This window comes from Streptomyces sp. NPDC006655, assembly GCF_040703965.1.
GTDB lineage: Bacteria > Actinomycetota > Actinomycetes > Streptomycetales > Streptomycetaceae > Streptomyces.
Genome location: NZ_JBEYJU010000025.1, coordinates 13,258 through 27,033 on the forward strand (window position 1 = coordinate 13,258; position 13,776 = coordinate 27,033).

Annotated in this window: 15 protein-coding genes and 2 tRNA genes; 4 read left to right on the forward strand and 13 right to left on the reverse strand. The window is 70.6% G+C overall.

Going from position 1 to position 13,776, the window contains the following annotated elements; all coding sequences use genetic code 11:
- Positions 1–35: 35 nt before the first annotated feature.
- Entirely contained in the window at positions 36–761 is a 726-nt protein-coding gene (locus AB0958_RS16760; protein ID WP_366891174.1) for a 3'-5' exonuclease, read from the forward strand.
- Between the two features lie 49 nt (positions 762–810).
- On the opposite strand, the gene AB0958_RS16765 is transcribed toward AB0958_RS16760, so the two are convergent.
- The 10 genes from AB0958_RS16765 to AB0958_RS16810 form a co-directional block, all read right to left on the reverse strand.
- Positions 811–885: transfer RNA gene (locus tag AB0958_RS16765), tRNA-Val, on the reverse strand.
- A gap of 39 nt (positions 886–924) precedes the next feature.
- Positions 925–1,380, reverse strand: a complete 456-nt coding sequence (locus AB0958_RS16770) for an SRPBCC family protein (protein WP_366891175.1) — start codon at positions 1,378–1,380, stop codon at positions 925–927.
- 121 nt (positions 1,381–1,501) lie between these two features.
- A complete protein-coding gene (locus tag AB0958_RS16775) occupies positions 1,502–4,240 on the reverse strand; it encodes a Tat pathway signal sequence domain protein (RefSeq protein ID WP_366891176.1) in 2,739 nt (912 codons plus the stop codon).
- A gap of 94 nt (positions 4,241–4,334) precedes the next feature.
- Positions 4,335–4,922, reverse strand: coding sequence for a hypothetical protein (locus AB0958_RS16780; protein WP_366891177.1), 588 nt, complete (start codon positions 4,920–4,922; stop codon positions 4,335–4,337).
- A gap of 4 nt (positions 4,923–4,926) precedes the next feature.
- The gene (locus AB0958_RS16785; protein ID WP_366891178.1) at positions 4,927–5,802 is read right to left on the reverse strand and encodes a carbohydrate ABC transporter permease; all 876 of its coding nucleotides are present in this window, start codon (positions 5,800–5,802) and stop codon (positions 4,927–4,929) included.
- A complete protein-coding gene (locus AB0958_RS16790; RefSeq protein ID WP_366891179.1) occupies positions 5,799–6,761 on the reverse strand; it encodes a sugar ABC transporter permease in 963 nt (320 codons plus the stop codon). The genes AB0958_RS16785 and AB0958_RS16790 overlap by 4 nt, the downstream gene beginning before the upstream one ends.
- 11 nt (positions 6,762–6,772) lie before the next feature.
- The gene (locus tag AB0958_RS16795) at positions 6,773–8,059 is read right to left on the reverse strand and encodes an extracellular solute-binding protein (RefSeq protein WP_366891180.1); all 1,287 of its coding nucleotides are present in this window, start codon (positions 8,057–8,059) and stop codon (positions 6,773–6,775) included.
- A 418-nt stretch (positions 8,060–8,477) separates the two neighbouring features.
- A complete protein-coding gene (locus AB0958_RS16800; RefSeq protein WP_366891181.1) occupies positions 8,478–8,657 on the reverse strand; it encodes a hypothetical protein in 180 nt (59 codons plus the stop codon).
- A 510-nt stretch (positions 8,658–9,167) separates the two neighbouring features.
- Positions 9,168–9,239: transfer RNA gene (locus tag AB0958_RS16805), tRNA-Val, on the reverse strand.
- Positions 9,240–9,315: 76 nt separating this feature from the next.
- Positions 9,316–9,777, reverse strand: a complete 462-nt coding sequence (locus AB0958_RS16810; protein ID WP_366891182.1) for a TIGR02611 family protein — start codon at positions 9,775–9,777, stop codon at positions 9,316–9,318.
- A 191-nt stretch (positions 9,778–9,968) separates the two neighbouring features.
- Here AB0958_RS16810 and AB0958_RS16815 point away from each other — a divergent pair, with 191 nt between their 5' ends.
- Complete coding sequence (locus tag AB0958_RS16815; RefSeq protein WP_366891183.1) at positions 9,969–10,382, forward strand: SsgA family sporulation/cell division regulator; 414 nt, start codon at positions 9,969–9,971, stop codon at positions 10,380–10,382.
- Positions 10,383–10,665: 283 nt separating this feature from the next.
- Positions 10,666–11,226 (forward strand): CGNR zinc finger domain-containing protein, encoded by a 561-nt coding sequence (locus tag AB0958_RS16820; protein ID WP_366891184.1) that lies wholly within the window; start codon positions 10,666–10,668, stop codon positions 11,224–11,226.
- Between the two features lie 68 nt (positions 11,227–11,294).
- On the opposite strand, the gene AB0958_RS16825 is transcribed toward AB0958_RS16820, so the two are convergent.
- Both AB0958_RS16825 and AB0958_RS16830 read right to left on the reverse strand, forming a co-directional pair.
- Complete coding sequence (locus AB0958_RS16825) at positions 11,295–11,447, reverse strand: hypothetical protein (protein WP_165939380.1); 153 nt, start codon at positions 11,445–11,447, stop codon at positions 11,295–11,297.
- Between the two features lie 223 nt (positions 11,448–11,670).
- Positions 11,671–12,117 carry a hypothetical protein gene (locus tag AB0958_RS16830; RefSeq protein ID WP_366891185.1) on the reverse strand — a complete coding sequence of 149 codons (447 nt, stop codon included), beginning with the start codon at positions 12,115–12,117 and terminating at the stop codon, positions 11,671–11,673.
- 283 nt (positions 12,118–12,400) lie between these two features.
- Between AB0958_RS16830 and AB0958_RS16835 the strand changes: the two genes are divergently transcribed.
- Positions 12,401–12,919 (forward strand): DsbA family protein, encoded by a 519-nt coding sequence (locus AB0958_RS16835; RefSeq protein WP_366891186.1) that lies wholly within the window; start codon positions 12,401–12,403, stop codon positions 12,917–12,919.
- 6 nt (positions 12,920–12,925) lie between these two features.
- On the opposite strand, the gene AB0958_RS16840 is transcribed toward AB0958_RS16835, so the two are convergent.
- Entirely contained in the window at positions 12,926–13,750 is an 825-nt protein-coding gene (locus tag AB0958_RS16840; protein ID WP_366891187.1) for a GNAT family N-acetyltransferase, read from the reverse strand.
- Positions 13,751–13,776: the final 26 nt, after the last annotated feature.

A 13,776-nucleotide genomic window follows, 5' to 3' on the forward strand; every position in this document is an offset into this window, starting at 1 on the left:
TCAGCTGCCGTGGGTGAACGAGGAGTTGTGTAGGCATGACGTGCTGGTACGAGGGGCCCCTGGCGGCCTTCGACACGGAGACCACGGGCGTCGACGTCGAGACCGACCGGATCGTGTCGGCCGCCGTCGTCGTCCAGGACGCCCCGGGCACCCGGCCGAGGGCGGTCCGCTGGCTGGTGAACCCGGGCGTGCCGGTGCCGGAAGCGGCGACGGCGGTGCACGGGCTGACCGACGAACACCTGCAGCGCAACGGCCGCTGGCCGGCGCCGGTGATGCACGAGATAGCCGAGGAACTGGCCGAGCACGCGGCGATGCACCGCCCGCTGGTGGTGATGAACGCGCCGTTCGATCTGACCCTCCTGGACCGCGAGCTGCGCCGCCATCGGGCGTCCTCGCTGGACCGCTGGTTCGAGGAGAGCCCCCTGCTGGTCCTCGACCCCCGGGTCCTGGACAAGCATCTGGACCGTTACCGCAAGGGCCGCCGCACCCTGACCGATCTGTGCGCGCACTACGAGGTGACTCTGGAGGGCGCGCACGACGCCGGCGCGGACGCGCTCGCCGCCCTGGAGGTGGTACGGGCGCTGGGCCGCCGTTTCGCGACCCGCCTGGAGCGGCTGACCCCGGCCGAGCTGCACACGCTCCAGACCACCTGGCACGCGGCGCAGGCCCGTGGTCTCCAGGCCTGGTTCACCCGCAGCGGCACACCGGAGACGGTGAACCAGGACTGGCCGCTCCGGCCGGAACTGCCGGCGGCGGCCTGAGGGCCGACGCGAAAAAGGCCGGTCCGCACAGGCGGACCGGCCTTCCCGGTGGTGGGCGATACTGGGTTCGAACCAGTGACCTCTTCGGTGTGAACGAAGCGCTCTCCCACTGAGCTAATCGCCCGGGAACGCAGTGAACGATACAGGGAGCCGTGGGTTTCGTTCAAACCGCTTGCAGGTGGCCGAGCAGGCCGCGCCGTCCCGACCGCATCATCAACCGGTGGTTGGCACGGAAGAGCGGCCGCCCGGGGACGGCCAGCCGCCGCAGCAGTGCCTTGTTGACGTCCACGACCTGCTCGTAGCGGGCCAGCGCGCCGGCGCCGTCGGCGCCGTCGGCGACGACCGTCCAGCGGGCCCAGCCCTCGATGTCGCCGGTCATACCGGTCTCCAGCACGCCCGCCTGCGGATCGCGCCGGGTCTCGCGCGCGGTGAACGTGATGTCGTACGGCAGGACGGAACGGATGGTGAGGACGCCCGTGGTGTCGTTCAGGCGGGTGACCGAGCGCACCTGGGGCCACCAGTGCGGGTAGTCCTCGACCTGTTCGAGTGCCCGGTAGACGGCCGCGGTCCCGAAGGGCAGCGGCCAACGGCTGAGGAAGCGGTAGTGGTTGCGGTCCATGGGCGGAGTCTGCCCGTGTGCCGGGCATGAGTACGCGTGCTCATGCCCTGGGAAAGTGACCTGTACCACACTCGGGGGCGCGAGCGCCGCCGCCCGTGCGACGGCGCTCCCCCACCCCTCCCTACGACGGCATCCTGTCGCCGAGCAGGGCCAGGTTCTCGATGGCCGCGAGCCCGTACAGCGCGGTGTCGTTGGAGGACACCCAGCTCGCCTCGCTGCCCGCGACGAGGGTGACCGGGCCGGAGAGCGGCTCGGTCTTCCACGGCGAGGACTCCGTGTACCCGTCGGAGCTGTAGAACTTCGTCCAGGCGCGCTGGGCGAGGGCGTCGTCGCCGGTCTGCACGGCCGCGTACGCGTCGAGCCGGGAGTGGCCCTGGAAGAGCAGCAGCGTGCCGAAGTTGGAACCGTAGCGTGCCGCCTGTTCGGCCTTGGTGGCGTTGAAGTAGCGGCAGTAGTCGAGGTACGCCTCCTTGAACTTCGGCATGTCGACCAGGTGGATGAGTTCGGCGCAGAGTTCGTTCAGGCCGAAGACCGCGGAGAGGTGGGAGACGGAGACGACCGGGGTGGCGGCCGTGGCGAACCTGCCGGTGTCGAGGTCGTACAGACCGCTGCCCTGCACGAAGCCGTTGGGCTGGGCGGCGATGCCCTCCATGGTCGACAGGACGCGTGCCCTGGCCTTCTCCCACTTGGGGCCCCTGCGTTCCCACTCGGTCAGCCAGGCCGACACCAGGCCGCTCCAGTCGGTGCCGAAGCCGATGGACAGGGCGTGCCGGTCGGGGGTGTAGGGGTCGGTGCGGACCTTGCGCTGCGGGTCCAGGACGAGGAAGGTCTCGTCGGAGTCGACGTTGGCGGCCATGAGGTCGCCGACGCGTTCGTCCGCGGTGAGGAAGTAGTAGAAGCGCCGGTAGGTGGTGTTGGCGATGCGCTGCTGCTTGGCGCTGTCCGCGAAGTGCTGCACACCGTGCCGGGTGCCCAGTCCCGCCCACTGGCCGATGTGGTAGACGTCGACCTCACCGGTGTGCCGGGTGAGCGCCTCGGCGAACCGGAAGATGTCCGAGCGCCCGCTCCTCAGGTACGCGTACCAGAGCCACAGGTCGGGTGAGAGCTCGGAGTTGTCCCAGGCGTAGCCGCCGACGTCGTACCGCCACTGGTGGCGCACGGTGTCGTAGGTGTGCATGAAGTCGCCGTAGTCCCAGAAGCCGTACCAACGGCGCTGCTCCACCTGGTCCTTGTAGTAGCCGAAGAGGAAGTCGAGGTGGTCCTCGATCTTCGCCTTGGCGGCGGTGGAGCGGTCGGGTTCGGAGTAGAGGCCGGGGCCGAAGACCTTGGCCTTGATCAACTGCTGTGGCGGGGCCGTGAGCTGGGGGAGCACCCGGACGGCCTCGACCTGGTCGGCCAGCGCCTGCGGTGTCGGTGTGGTCTCGTTGGCCCAGAACAGCAGCTCCGAGGTGCGGGCGATGCCGTAGGGGGTGCCGAACTCCGGCTCGTAGTCCTCGTAGGTGATGTTGAGGCCTTCGAGCTGCTTCGCGTAGGTGTCCTGGCCCATGCCGTCGTGGTAGAAGCGCAGGTCCATCGGCTGGGCCTCGGGCGACCAGAGCCAGAGGGTGACCTCGGCCTCGTCGGTGTGGGCGTCACGGATGTCGAGCTGGGCCGGGAACTTCTCCCAGAAGTCCCTGAGGCCGAAGGAGAGCCCGCCGCTCGCGCCGCCGACGTAACCGAACCCGGAGGCCCGCCTGCCGCCGCCGGCCGCGATCCAGCCGTACCCCTTCTTCGTGCGCTTGCGCAGGGTGAAGCCGTCGGCGGAGAGCTGGGAGAGGGTGTAGTCGCCCCAGTGCGGGATGTACTGGAGGCGGGTGGTGACGCGCTGGTCCCAGGTGGCCGGGTCGGGGAGCTTCTGGCCCGCGTACTGGGCCGCCTGCACGGCCGCACCCGGGTCACGGCGCAGTCCGGTGACGCCCTGGACGGCCTCCCGCAGCAGGCCGGTTCCCTCGCCGCCGATCCGGATGTGCCGGTCGTACGCCTCGTCGCGCATCGGCACGCTGAAGCGCACCCCGAGTCCGCGGATGAAGTCGCCGCTCGCCCTGCCCGGCTCCTGGGTGCCGTCGTAGGTGATCGTGTGGACCATGCGGAAGGAGTCGGCGCCCGCGTAGAAGTAGAGCCGGATCGAGAACGGCAGCCAACTCCGGTTGCCCTTGCGGTGCTTGCCGTCGATGCGGACCACCGCGCGGACCGGCCCGTCCTGTTCGACGGTGACGGAGTCGATCGCGCCGTCGAAGCGCTCGGTCTTCACCGTCCCCTGGTCCTCGTCCTCGACCTCGGGCTGACGGATGAGCACGAGCCTGCCGTTCCTGGCGGTCTCCGTCGACCCCCGGATGACCGACTTGATCAGGGTGGCACCGTTCTTGCCGATCTTCACGGTGATCACGCCGGTGGACACGTCGACGGTGCCGCCGGCCTTGTCGACGGTGACCTTCCTGTCGGGCGCGGCCGGGTCGCCCGCCGCGAGGGTGAGCTTGCCGTTGCCCGAACCGACCGCGTGGGCGGTCCACTTGAGGGAGCCGTCCGGCCAGTGGGCGAGGGGCCAGGACTGGACCGGCACGTCCTTGCCGTCCTCGTCCGTGACCGCGAAGGCCTGGTCCTGCCGGAACGCGCCCATCGGCCAGGGCACGCCGACGGTCGAGCCGGGCGCGGCCCCGAGGCCGCCGTCCTCCAGCCAGTCGAGGGTCACCGGGTCCGCGTCGGCGGCCTCGGCTCCGGGCGCGGCCTGCGCCTGCTTCGTTCCCAGCGCCCAGCTGAACTGGGCGGCGGCGCCGGCGACGGCGGCCGCCTTGAGGAGGGACCTGCGAGGGATGGGCGACATAGTCCGCCTTTCCTTTCCGTGCGCATGCAAGGTGGTCAGGGGCATGACAGAGAGAGTGCGACGCCGGTCGGGCGCCCCCCTGGTGGGGGGCCGGTCAGCGGCGGCGCCGGTGGCGCTCCTCCACGGCGACGGCCGCCGCGGCGACGGCACCCAGTACGGGGACCGCCAGCGGAGCGACGAGCAGGGCGGAACAGACCAGGAGGGCCACTCCCCCGACGAGCAGGAAGGATCCGCCGGGGTCGAGGACGGTACGGCGCCCGGCCGCCGCGAGCAGGCCGCGCCAGCGGTCGCCGGGCGTCCAGACGGCTGCCGCGCGCAGCCCCGCGACCGCCAGGCCGATCACCGCGAACAGCCCGACGGCCCCGACGAGCGGCCCGCCGGGCAGCCCGGCGCGCACGGCCCGCACGTCCACCCAGGCGACGGCGAGCACCGCCCAGCCGGCCAGTCCGACCAGCGAGCCGCCGGGCAGCGCGGCCCGGAAGTCGCTCACGAACTCCCGCCAGCCGCCCCCGACCTGCCCGGTGCGGCGGCGCAGATGCCGGGCACCGGCGGCGAAGGCGGCCGGCCAGGTGACGACGCCCAGCGAGGCGACGGCGATCCACACGCCGGTGAGCAGGCACTCGGCGAAGACACCGAACCGTTCCGACAGGAGTGCGGGCTTCACGCGTACGTCGTCGGCCACGGTCTCAGCCCTTCAGTCCGGAGGTCGCCATTCCGTCGATCAGGTAGCGCTGGAAGGCGAGGAAGAACAGCAGCACGGGAAGCAGCGCGACCAGGGACATGGCGATCATGCCGCCGTAGTTGGCGGCCACGCCGTCGGAGTCGCGGAACATCATCAGACCCAGCGAGACCGTGTACTTGCCGGGCTCGTTGAGGTAGATCAGCGGGCCCATGAAGTCGTTCCAGGCGTTGATGAAGGTGAAGATCGCGCTGGTGATGAGGGCGGGCCGGCACAGCGGCAGCACGATGGACCAGTAGATGCGCAGGTGCCCGCAGCCGTCGAGCCGGGCCGCCTCGTCGAGCTCCCGCGGCAGGTTCCGCATGAACTGCACCATCAGGAAGACGAAGAAGGCCTCGGTGGCGAGGTACTTGCCGATCAGCAGCGGTGCGTAGGTGTTGATCCAGCCCAGCTTCTGGAACATCACGTACTGCGGGATCAGCAGCACGTGGTACGGCAGCAGCAGGGTGCCGATCATCAGGGAGAAGAGCAGGTTGCGGCCCGCGAACCGGATACGGGCGAACGCGTAGGCGGTGAGCGAGCAGGAGACGAGCACCCCTACGACGGCGCCCCCGGCGTAGAACAGGGAGTTCTGGAAGAACGTCCAGATGCTGATGTCCGCTATGCCGTCGGCGAGACCCTTGAAGTTGGACAGGATCGGATGGGACGGGAGCAGCTGGAGGCTGTTGATGATGTCCTTGCTCGGCTTGAAGGACGCCCCGATCACCCAGACCACCGGGTAGAGGATGACCGCCAGGATCAGCAGGGCGCCGATGTGCCAGGCGAGGGAGCCGGTCCGCTTGCGGCCGGCCGCGTCCGTGACCTTGGTCGTGATCGGGCTCACCGGGCGTCCTCCTCGTAGTGCACCCACTTCTTCTGGGACCAGAAGAGGACGGCCGTCACCAGGGCGACGGCGAGCAGCAGCATCCAGGCCATCGCGGCGGCGAAGCCCATCTGGGCGTTCTTGAAGCCCTGCTCGTAGAGGTAGCAGGTGTAGACGAGCGTGGCGTCGGCCGGGCCGCACTGGGTGTTGGAGACGACGTACGCCGAGCCGAAGATCTGGAAGGAGTGGATGGTCTCCAGGAGCACGTTGAAGAACAGCACCGGCGAGATCATCGGCAGGGTGATGCTCCAGAACCTGCGCAGCGGTCCGGCGCCGTCCATCGCGGCCGCCTCGTACAGCTCCCTGGGCACCTGCTTCAGACCGGCCAGGAAGATGACCATGGGGGCGCCGAACTGCCACACCGTCAGCGCGACCAGCGAGTACAGCACCCAGTCGGCGTTGCCGACCCAGCCGCCGACGTGCCAGCCGAAGAAGGACTGGGTACGGTCCACCACCGCGCCGTCGGAGAACAGCGACCGCCAGACGAAGCCGACCGAGACGCTCGCGCCGATCAGCGAGGGGGCGTAGAACGCGGCCCGGTAGAAGGCCTGGCCGCGCCGGCTCTGGGCGAGCAGCATCGCCACCCCGAGCGCCAGCAGCAGTTTCAGCGGGGTGCCGATGACCACGTACTTCGCGGTCACCTCCACCGACTTCTGCCAGCGTGGGTCGTCGAACATCCGGGTGAAGTTGTCGAACCCGACCCACTTCGGGGTGTTGAAGAGGTTGTAGTCGGTGAACGCGAAGTACAGGGAGGCGATCATCGGGCCCGCGGTCAGCAGCAGGAAGCCCGCGATCCACGGGGACATGAACAGGTAACCGGCGAGGTTCTCGCGGCGGCGGGCCGGCCGCCGCCCGGTGGGGGCGGCGGCGGCCGAACGCGTCCCGCGAGCCGCGGGGAGGGAGTCCTTGACGAGCGTCACGGCAGGTCCCATCAGGCCTGGAAGGCGGCCTCGGACTCGGTGAAGAACTGCTTCACCGCGTCCGCGACCTTGGTCTTGCCCTGTCCGAGGTCGCCGCCGATGCGCAGGAAGGCGGCCTCGATGGTGTCGGCACCGGAGGGGTGCGGGGTGATCGTGCCGAGCACGCCCGCCTTGGCGGTGTCGTCCTCGTACTGCGCGATCTCCTTGTTCACCGGGTCCGTCGGCCGGTAGGCCGCGTACTGCTCGGTGCTCGCGAGGATGCCCCGGTCGTAGCCCATGATCTTGCCGGCCTCGGGGTCGTGGACCATGAAGTCGATGAACTGGGCGGCTTCCTTCGGGTGCGCGGTGCGGGCCGAGGCACTGAGCATCAGAGAGGCGAGGTACTGCCCGGTGTGCTTGCCGTCCGTGGTCGGGATCGGAGCCAGGCCGTAGGTGCTGCCGCCCTCCGCCGAGTAGCGGACGGTGAAGTTGTCCCAGGTGAACTCCGAGGCGCCGTGACCCGCGGAGAGGGAGGACTTGGGCATGTCCTGCGCGACGACCTTCGGGTCGGTGACGATGCCTGCCTTGACGCGGTTGTAGCCGTCCGTCCACCACTCGGTCAGGTCGGCCTTGTCGAAGCCGAGTCCGTCCGAGGTGTAGAAGGCCTTGCCGTTCTGACGGAGGTAGAGGTCGTAGAGGTACATGATCGCGAAGTAGCCGGTGTCCCCCGCGACCTCGGTCCTGTCGTGGATGGTCTTCAGGGCCTTGAAGTAGTCGTCCCAGGTCCAGCCCGGGTGCGGCTCGACACCGGCCTTCGCCCAGACCTTCTTGTCGATGACCAGCGCCATGGTGTTCGAACCGACGGGGATCCCGACCTGCTTGCCGTCGACCTCGCCGACCTTCGTCACACCGGCCCGGAAGTGATCCAGGCTCAGATTGCCGGCCTGAACCTGGGACTTCAGATCGAGCAGAATTCCTCGCTTGTCGTACTTCCGGAGAAAGGTGACGGCGTTTTGGAAAACGTCCGGGGGATTTCCGCCCGCGGCCTGGGTCTGGAACTTCTCCCAGAACGACGCGTACGTCTGGAAATCGGTCTTGACCTTGATCTTCGGGTACTTCTTCTCGAAGAGCGCGATGGTCTGGTTGATCTTCTTGGCGCGCTCCTCGGCACCCCACCAGGAGTAACGGATCGTCACCGTCCCGTCCCCGGAACCGCTGCCGCCCCCGCACCCGGTGGTCGCGGCGAGCCCCAGCGCGGCCGCCGAGGCGCCGGCCGCCTTCAGGATGGTCCGCCTCTCCACATTCCTGCTGGTTCCCACAGTCGGGCCCCTCCCCGCAGCGGTCGCCGCCGCTTGCATGAATCGTTTCAAGTAAGCGCTTGCTGGCACAAGTTACGGAGGGGCCGGTGAGGCGTCAATGATTCGCACAGGAATTTCTTGCGACCGCAGCGACCGGGAGGGCCGACGCCCCAGCCGGGCGACGCCCACAGAGCCCGGGATGCCGCAGGTGGGGAGCGCGCGGTCGACTGATCGAACGTCAAGTGGCCCGATCGGCATCAGGGTTACGGCTTGGCCTCGGCGGATGGTCCGGGTGGGGTGCGGGGGTCGTCCGAGGCGGGCTCGGCGACGCTCGGGGTGCGCGGGCGGGTGAGGAGCAGCGAGGGACCGCCAGCCCTTCGCAGGTGCGACGCAGCCGCCGACGAAAGGTGCGGGCGCCCCTCCGGGCCGGCGACCTCGCTCACCACACGTCCGACGAATAAGACCGCCTGCCGTCTCCGCCGCCCCACCGGACACCCCCCGGGATGCCGGGGAGCCGGACACCGTGCGTGGCCATCGCCATCGCCATCGCCACCGCCATCGCCATCGCCACCGCCACCGCCACCGCCACCGCCACCGCCGGCGCCGGCGCCGGCGCCACCGTCGGCGCCTTCGCCTTCGCCTTCGCCTTCGAGCAGGGCCCCTCCCGCGCGCCTGACGCACACCCGGCCCCCGCACGTCACTCGTCACGCCGCATCGGCCTGGACGCGCCGCAGGAGCCGGCCACCAGCCGCACGAGAGGGTCGCCCATGACGGCAGGAGCCAGCCGCCCGCACGAGCCCGCCGCCCGGCACACGAACGGACCCCCTCAACCGCATGAGCAGTGCGGACCGTCGCCAGGAGGCACCGTCCCCCGCATGAGATTGCCGTACGCCGCCCGAGCATGCCGTCCGCCGCACGAGTCACCCGGTTGGCACACGCGCCGGCCGTCCCGCCGCCGCGGGAAGTCGACCGTCCGCCGCACGAGAGGGCCGTCCGCCGCATCAGCCGGCCGGCCGTCGCCGCGCGAACCGAGTGTGCGTCTCGCCCGAGGGACGACGCCGGCCGCGGGGCGTCCCGGGCGCAAGACTGCGGCCCACCTGCTCATTCGCAGGTGGGCCGCAGTTCCGGGTGGGCGATACTGGGTTCGAACCAGTGACCTCTTCGGTGTGAACGAAGCGCTCTCCCACTGAGCTAATCGCCCGGGCGCAGGAAGAACATTACCCCATGTCAGGGGGTGCCCCCGACCAGTCGCCGGGGGTGCGCGGCCTACGGCCGGATCACTCCTCGATCTTCCACGGCACCACCACGCCGAACCTGGAGAGGTAGACCCCGACTCCGCCTGCCACGATCACCAGGCCGATCGTCGTCAGCGTGATGTTGCGGCGGCGCACCTTGGGGTCGAGAGCCTTCTGTGCCGCCTCCGTGACCTTGCGTTTCGTCCAGCGGAGCACCAGCTGGGCCCAGACGAACTCGGTCGCCCAGATCGCCATGCCGCCGAAGATGACCACCCAGCCCGGTCCGGGCAGCGGCAGCATGACGATGCCCGCGGCCACCACCGCGAGGCCGACCGCGAAGACCCCGACCTGCCAGCTCAGGTGCAGCATCCGGCGCGCCTTGACGAACTCGGGCGCCCGCGATCCGAGCCCCCGCTCACCGCCCGCCCCGTCCGGCGTCCCGTCCACCTCGCTCCCGTCCGAGACCACGGCGGCCTCACCCGGTTCGTTACTCCCCGTATTCATACGACCAAACCCTACCTGAGTGATTCGGGTCACCGGAATGGCCGTAGATCATGCTCGCCTTCTCGGCCGGAAGAGTTACGTAAACACACGCAAAACACTCAGAGGGGTTTACAACGGCACCGTAGGTGGCATGTCGATTTCGCCGACGTGCGAATCCCCGAGCGCACACTGAGCGAAAGGCCCTGGCGCTTATGAACACCACGGTCAGCTGCGAGCTGCACCTGCGCCTCGTTGTGTCGAGCGAGTCCTCCCTGCCTGTCCCCGCAGGCCTGCGGTACGACACGGCCGACCCCTACGCCGTGCACGCCACCTTCCACACCGGAGCCGAGGAAACCGTCGAGTGGGTGTTCGCCCGCGACCTCCTCACCGAGGGGCTGCACCGCCCCACCGGCACCGGCGACGTCCGCGTCTGGCCGTCCCGCAGTCACGGTCAGGGCGTCGTCTGCATCGCCCTGAGCTCCCCCGAGGGGGAAGCCCTGCTCGAAGCCCCGGCGCGGGCCCTGGAGTCCTTCCTGAAGCGAACAGACGCCGCCGTGCCGCCCGGCACGGAACACCGGCACTTCGACCTCGATCAGGAGCTCTCGCACATCTTGGCGGAGAGCTAGGGCGAGTCCCCCAAAGCCGCCCGGCGCCGTCCACTCGGGGAGACGGCTCGGGCGTGGACAACCGCATACGGCAGCACCGGCGCCGCCACCGTGATCGGTCACGGGGCGGCACCGCTGTGCCCACGCGCCCGTCCGCGCGCCCTTCCGCGGGAACCTCCGCCGGGTGGTGACCGTTCCACGGACAGCCCGAGTGGGACAGGGCACGGTGCGGGGCCCGCGTATGTCGCTACCATCGGCCACCATTGGCGGGCGCCCGCCCGACCCTCAGGCCAGGGAGCGAAACGTGCTGATCACCCACGACACCCGGTGTTCCCTCGACGCCGTGGTGGATCTGGTGAACACCGCGCCGGAGGACGGCTCGGCGGTGGACGGGCTGCCCGACGTCCCGGCCCTCCAGGATTTCGTACGAAGCCACGACATGAGCGATGTCGGCGTGCTGTCGGAGTTCGACCTGTCGGCCGTGCGCAAGGTCCGCGGGCGGTTCGCCGCGATCTTCGCCGCCCCGGACGCCCGGACGGCGGCGGGGATGATCAACGAGCTGGTCGCGGCCGCCGGCACCACCCCCCGGCTCACGGACCACGACGGCTACGACTGGCACGTGCACTACTTCGCCCCCGGCGCCTCGGTGGCCGACCACCTCGCCGCCGACTGCGGGATGGCGCTCGCCTTCTTCGTCGTCGCCGGGGAGCAGGAGCGGCTGCGCCGCTGCGAGGCCCCGGACTGCCGGCGCGCCTTCGTCGATCTCTCCCGCAACCGCTCACGTCGCTACTGCGACAGCCGGACCTGCGGCAACCGTCTGCATGTCGCCGCGTACCGGGCGCGCCGCAAGGAGGCCGCCGGGTGATCGCCGGGGCGGGAGCGTCGATGCCGACGCCGGTCCCGGCGGGTGGCGCCGGGACGGGCGGGTACGGCTCACAGCCACAGCAGGTCGTGCAGCGCGGCCATGAGGAGTAGACACCCGATCACCGCAAGGAAGATCATCAGCGGTGGCTGGGAAAGGGCGAAGAGGCACCCGCGCGGCTCGTCCTCCGGCAGCGCGGCCTCGCTCTGTTTCGTGTCCAGCATCTCGCGGCGATGATGACCCAGCGGACACCCTCTACGCGATCAACACGCCCGGAATGGGCGGTAGTTCGCCGAAATCCACGATGTCCGTTTCGCCTCCGCTCATCCCTTGAACGGTTCTGTGCGCGCCGCGGACGCACTGTGTCGTTTCAATGCCTCATGTGACTGTCATATGCGCAAGGCCACGCGTTGCCTCCCCCCGCCGGGAATCCGTCGCCGCGGAGGGTCATATTCCGTGCTTCTTGAGGATGGCCTCGATGTCGCTGAAGTCGTCGCCGGAGCCCGCCGTGCGGGGCGCCGCGGTGGGCCGGGCGGCCTGACGGGTGCCGGGACCGAGTGACGGCGCGGACGCGGTGGGGGCGACCGCACCCTGCTGTCCGGCCCGGGCCGCCGCCTTCCGCTCGGCACGGGTGCCGCCGCGTCTGCGCTCCACGGCACGGGTGGTGGCGAACAGCGCCCACGCCACGCCGAGCACTCCGAAGCCCGCCCAGGCGGTGGGGCTGAACGCGGTGTCGGCCAGCCAGCCGACCACCCCCGTCATCACCAGACCCACGGGCACCAGCGAGTAGGCGGCGATCCGGGCCGCCGCCAGGTACCGCTTGCGATAGGCGGTGACCACGGCGATGCCCAGGCCCGCCACGGACACGGCGGAACAGACTGTCTCGGCGATCATCCGGTCCTCCTGGCGGCCTCGGTCGGTCGGGCGGGCGACAGGCACGCGCCGCGCTTCGCCCCCTCCATCGTGCACCGCCCGACCCGTGCGATCCATGCCCAGGTCCGACAATCAGGGGCATCTCGGGGTCCGGTCCGGGTTCTCTCCACCCCTGGTACGAGACACGGCAGCCGGGACCGCCGACGGGGCGCCGCGGCCCGGCCCACGGGACCGCCGCCCTCCGCGGGCGTCCGCCCGGCGTTCCGATTGGGTCCGGGCAGCCCGGCCTGGAAGACTGGAGTTCATGAACGACGCCTCCCCCGCCTCCGGCACCCCCGTCCTCGACGTCTGGTGCGAACTGCAGTGCCCCGACTGCCGCAGCGCGCTGGACGACCTCCGTGCCCTGCGGGCCCGGTACGGCGACCGGCTGGAGCTGCGGCTGCGGCACTTCCCGCTGGAGAAGCACAAGCACGCCTTCGCCGCCGCCCAGGCCGCCGAGGAAGCCGTGGAGCAGGGGAAGGGCTGGGAGTACGTCGAGGCGGTCCTCGGCCGGGTCGAGGAACTGGACCGCGCGGGCGAGCCGTTCCTGGTCGAGGTGGCCCGGGAACTGGGCCTGGACGCCGAGGAGTTCGACACGGCGCTGGTCGACGGGCGGCACATCCTGATCGTCGACGCCGACCAGGCCGAGGGCAAGGCCATAGGCGTGACCGGCACCCCGACCTACGTCATCGACGGGGAACGCCTCGACGGCGGCAAGAGCCAGGAGGGCCTGCGCGAGCGCGTGGCGGAGATCGTGGACCGGCTGCTGGCCGGACAGGGGTGAGACCCCTCAGATCAGGTCCTTGTAGAAGGAGTACGAGACGGTGACGTACCCCAGCGACTCGTAGAGTCGCTCGGCCGGGGTGTTGCCGGCGAACACGTTCAGGGCCAGGACCTTCCTACCGGCCGCGACCGCCTGGGCCTCGGCCAGCAGCATGAGCGTGCGGCCGTGCCCCTGACCGCGGTGGGCGGCCTCGGTCTCCACCCGGTACACCCAGGCGTCCTCCGCCCGCAGGGCCAGCCACAGGACGCCGACGCGCGTCCCATCGTGTTCCAGGACGCTGAGCCGCACGCCCTCCGTGGCCAGGCCCTGCGGCAGCAGCCGTGCGTGGTCGCGTCGCGACCTCTCCCAAGCCTCGGCCTCGGGCACGCCCCGCTCGTGCCACACGCGCGCGTACGCCGCCGAGGCGTGGGCGAGCCACTCCTCGTACTCGGCTCCGGTCAGCTCACGGCTTCGGCTGCCCGCGGGCAGTGCGGGCGGAGTGTCGCCGAGCCGCTTCGCCATGCCCCGGTTGCGCAGCACGTACCCGAGCGACCGCACGAGGTGCAGGGCCGGCTCCGCATCGGCGGGCACTTCCACCTCGATCTGGCGGCAGCCCCAGCCGCGCGCGACCTCCTCCGCCGCGAGCGCGGCCACCGTGCCCCGGCCCCGGCGGCGGTCGGGCTCCTCGATGCGCAGGTCGGTGACGCGGGCGCTGAGGACGCCGAAGCTCCGCGAGGAGCCGAGGTGGAGGGTGCCGACGGGCCGGCTGTTCACACACACCTGGAAGCGGCGCGACAGCACCCCGTCGGTGCTGCGCTGGAGCGGCTCGGTCGGCCGCAGGGTCGTGGTCATCAGGGTGTTCTACCCACTGGGGACGC

What these genes read in the sequence shown, in the direction of transcription:
- AB0958_RS16775 (WP_366891176.1), bottom strand. Translation starts at nt 4,240, where the DNA reads ATGTCGCCCATCCCTCGCAGGTCCCTCCTCAAGGCGGCCGCCGTCGCC.
- AB0958_RS16825 (WP_165939380.1), bottom strand. Translation starts at nt 11,447, where the DNA reads ATGCTGGACACGAAACAGAGCGAGGCCGCGCTGCCGGAGGACGAGCCG.
- AB0958_RS16835 (WP_366891186.1), top strand. Translation starts at nt 12,401, where the DNA reads ATGAACGACGCCTCCCCCGCCTCCGGCACCCCCGTCCTCGACGTCTGG.
- AB0958_RS16760 (WP_366891174.1), top strand. Translation starts at nt 36, where the DNA reads ATGACGTGCTGGTACGAGGGGCCCCTGGCGGCCTTCGACACGGAGACC.
- AB0958_RS16815 (WP_366891183.1), top strand. Translation starts at nt 9,969, where the DNA reads ATGAACACCACGGTCAGCTGCGAGCTGCACCTGCGCCTCGTTGTGTCG.
- AB0958_RS16840 (WP_366891187.1), bottom strand. Translation starts at nt 13,750, where the DNA reads ATGACCACGACCCTGCGGCCGACCGAGCCGCTCCAGCGCAGCACCGAC.
- AB0958_RS16830 (WP_366891185.1), bottom strand. Translation starts at nt 12,117, where the DNA reads ATGATCGCCGAGACAGTCTGTTCCGCCGTGTCCGTGGCGGGCCTGGGC.
- AB0958_RS16770 (WP_366891175.1), bottom strand. Translation starts at nt 1,380, where the DNA reads ATGGACCGCAACCACTACCGCTTCCTCAGCCGTTGGCCGCTGCCCTTC.
- AB0958_RS16810 (WP_366891182.1), bottom strand. Translation starts at nt 9,777, where the DNA reads ATGAATACGGGGAGTAACGAACCGGGTGAGGCCGCCGTGGTCTCGGAC.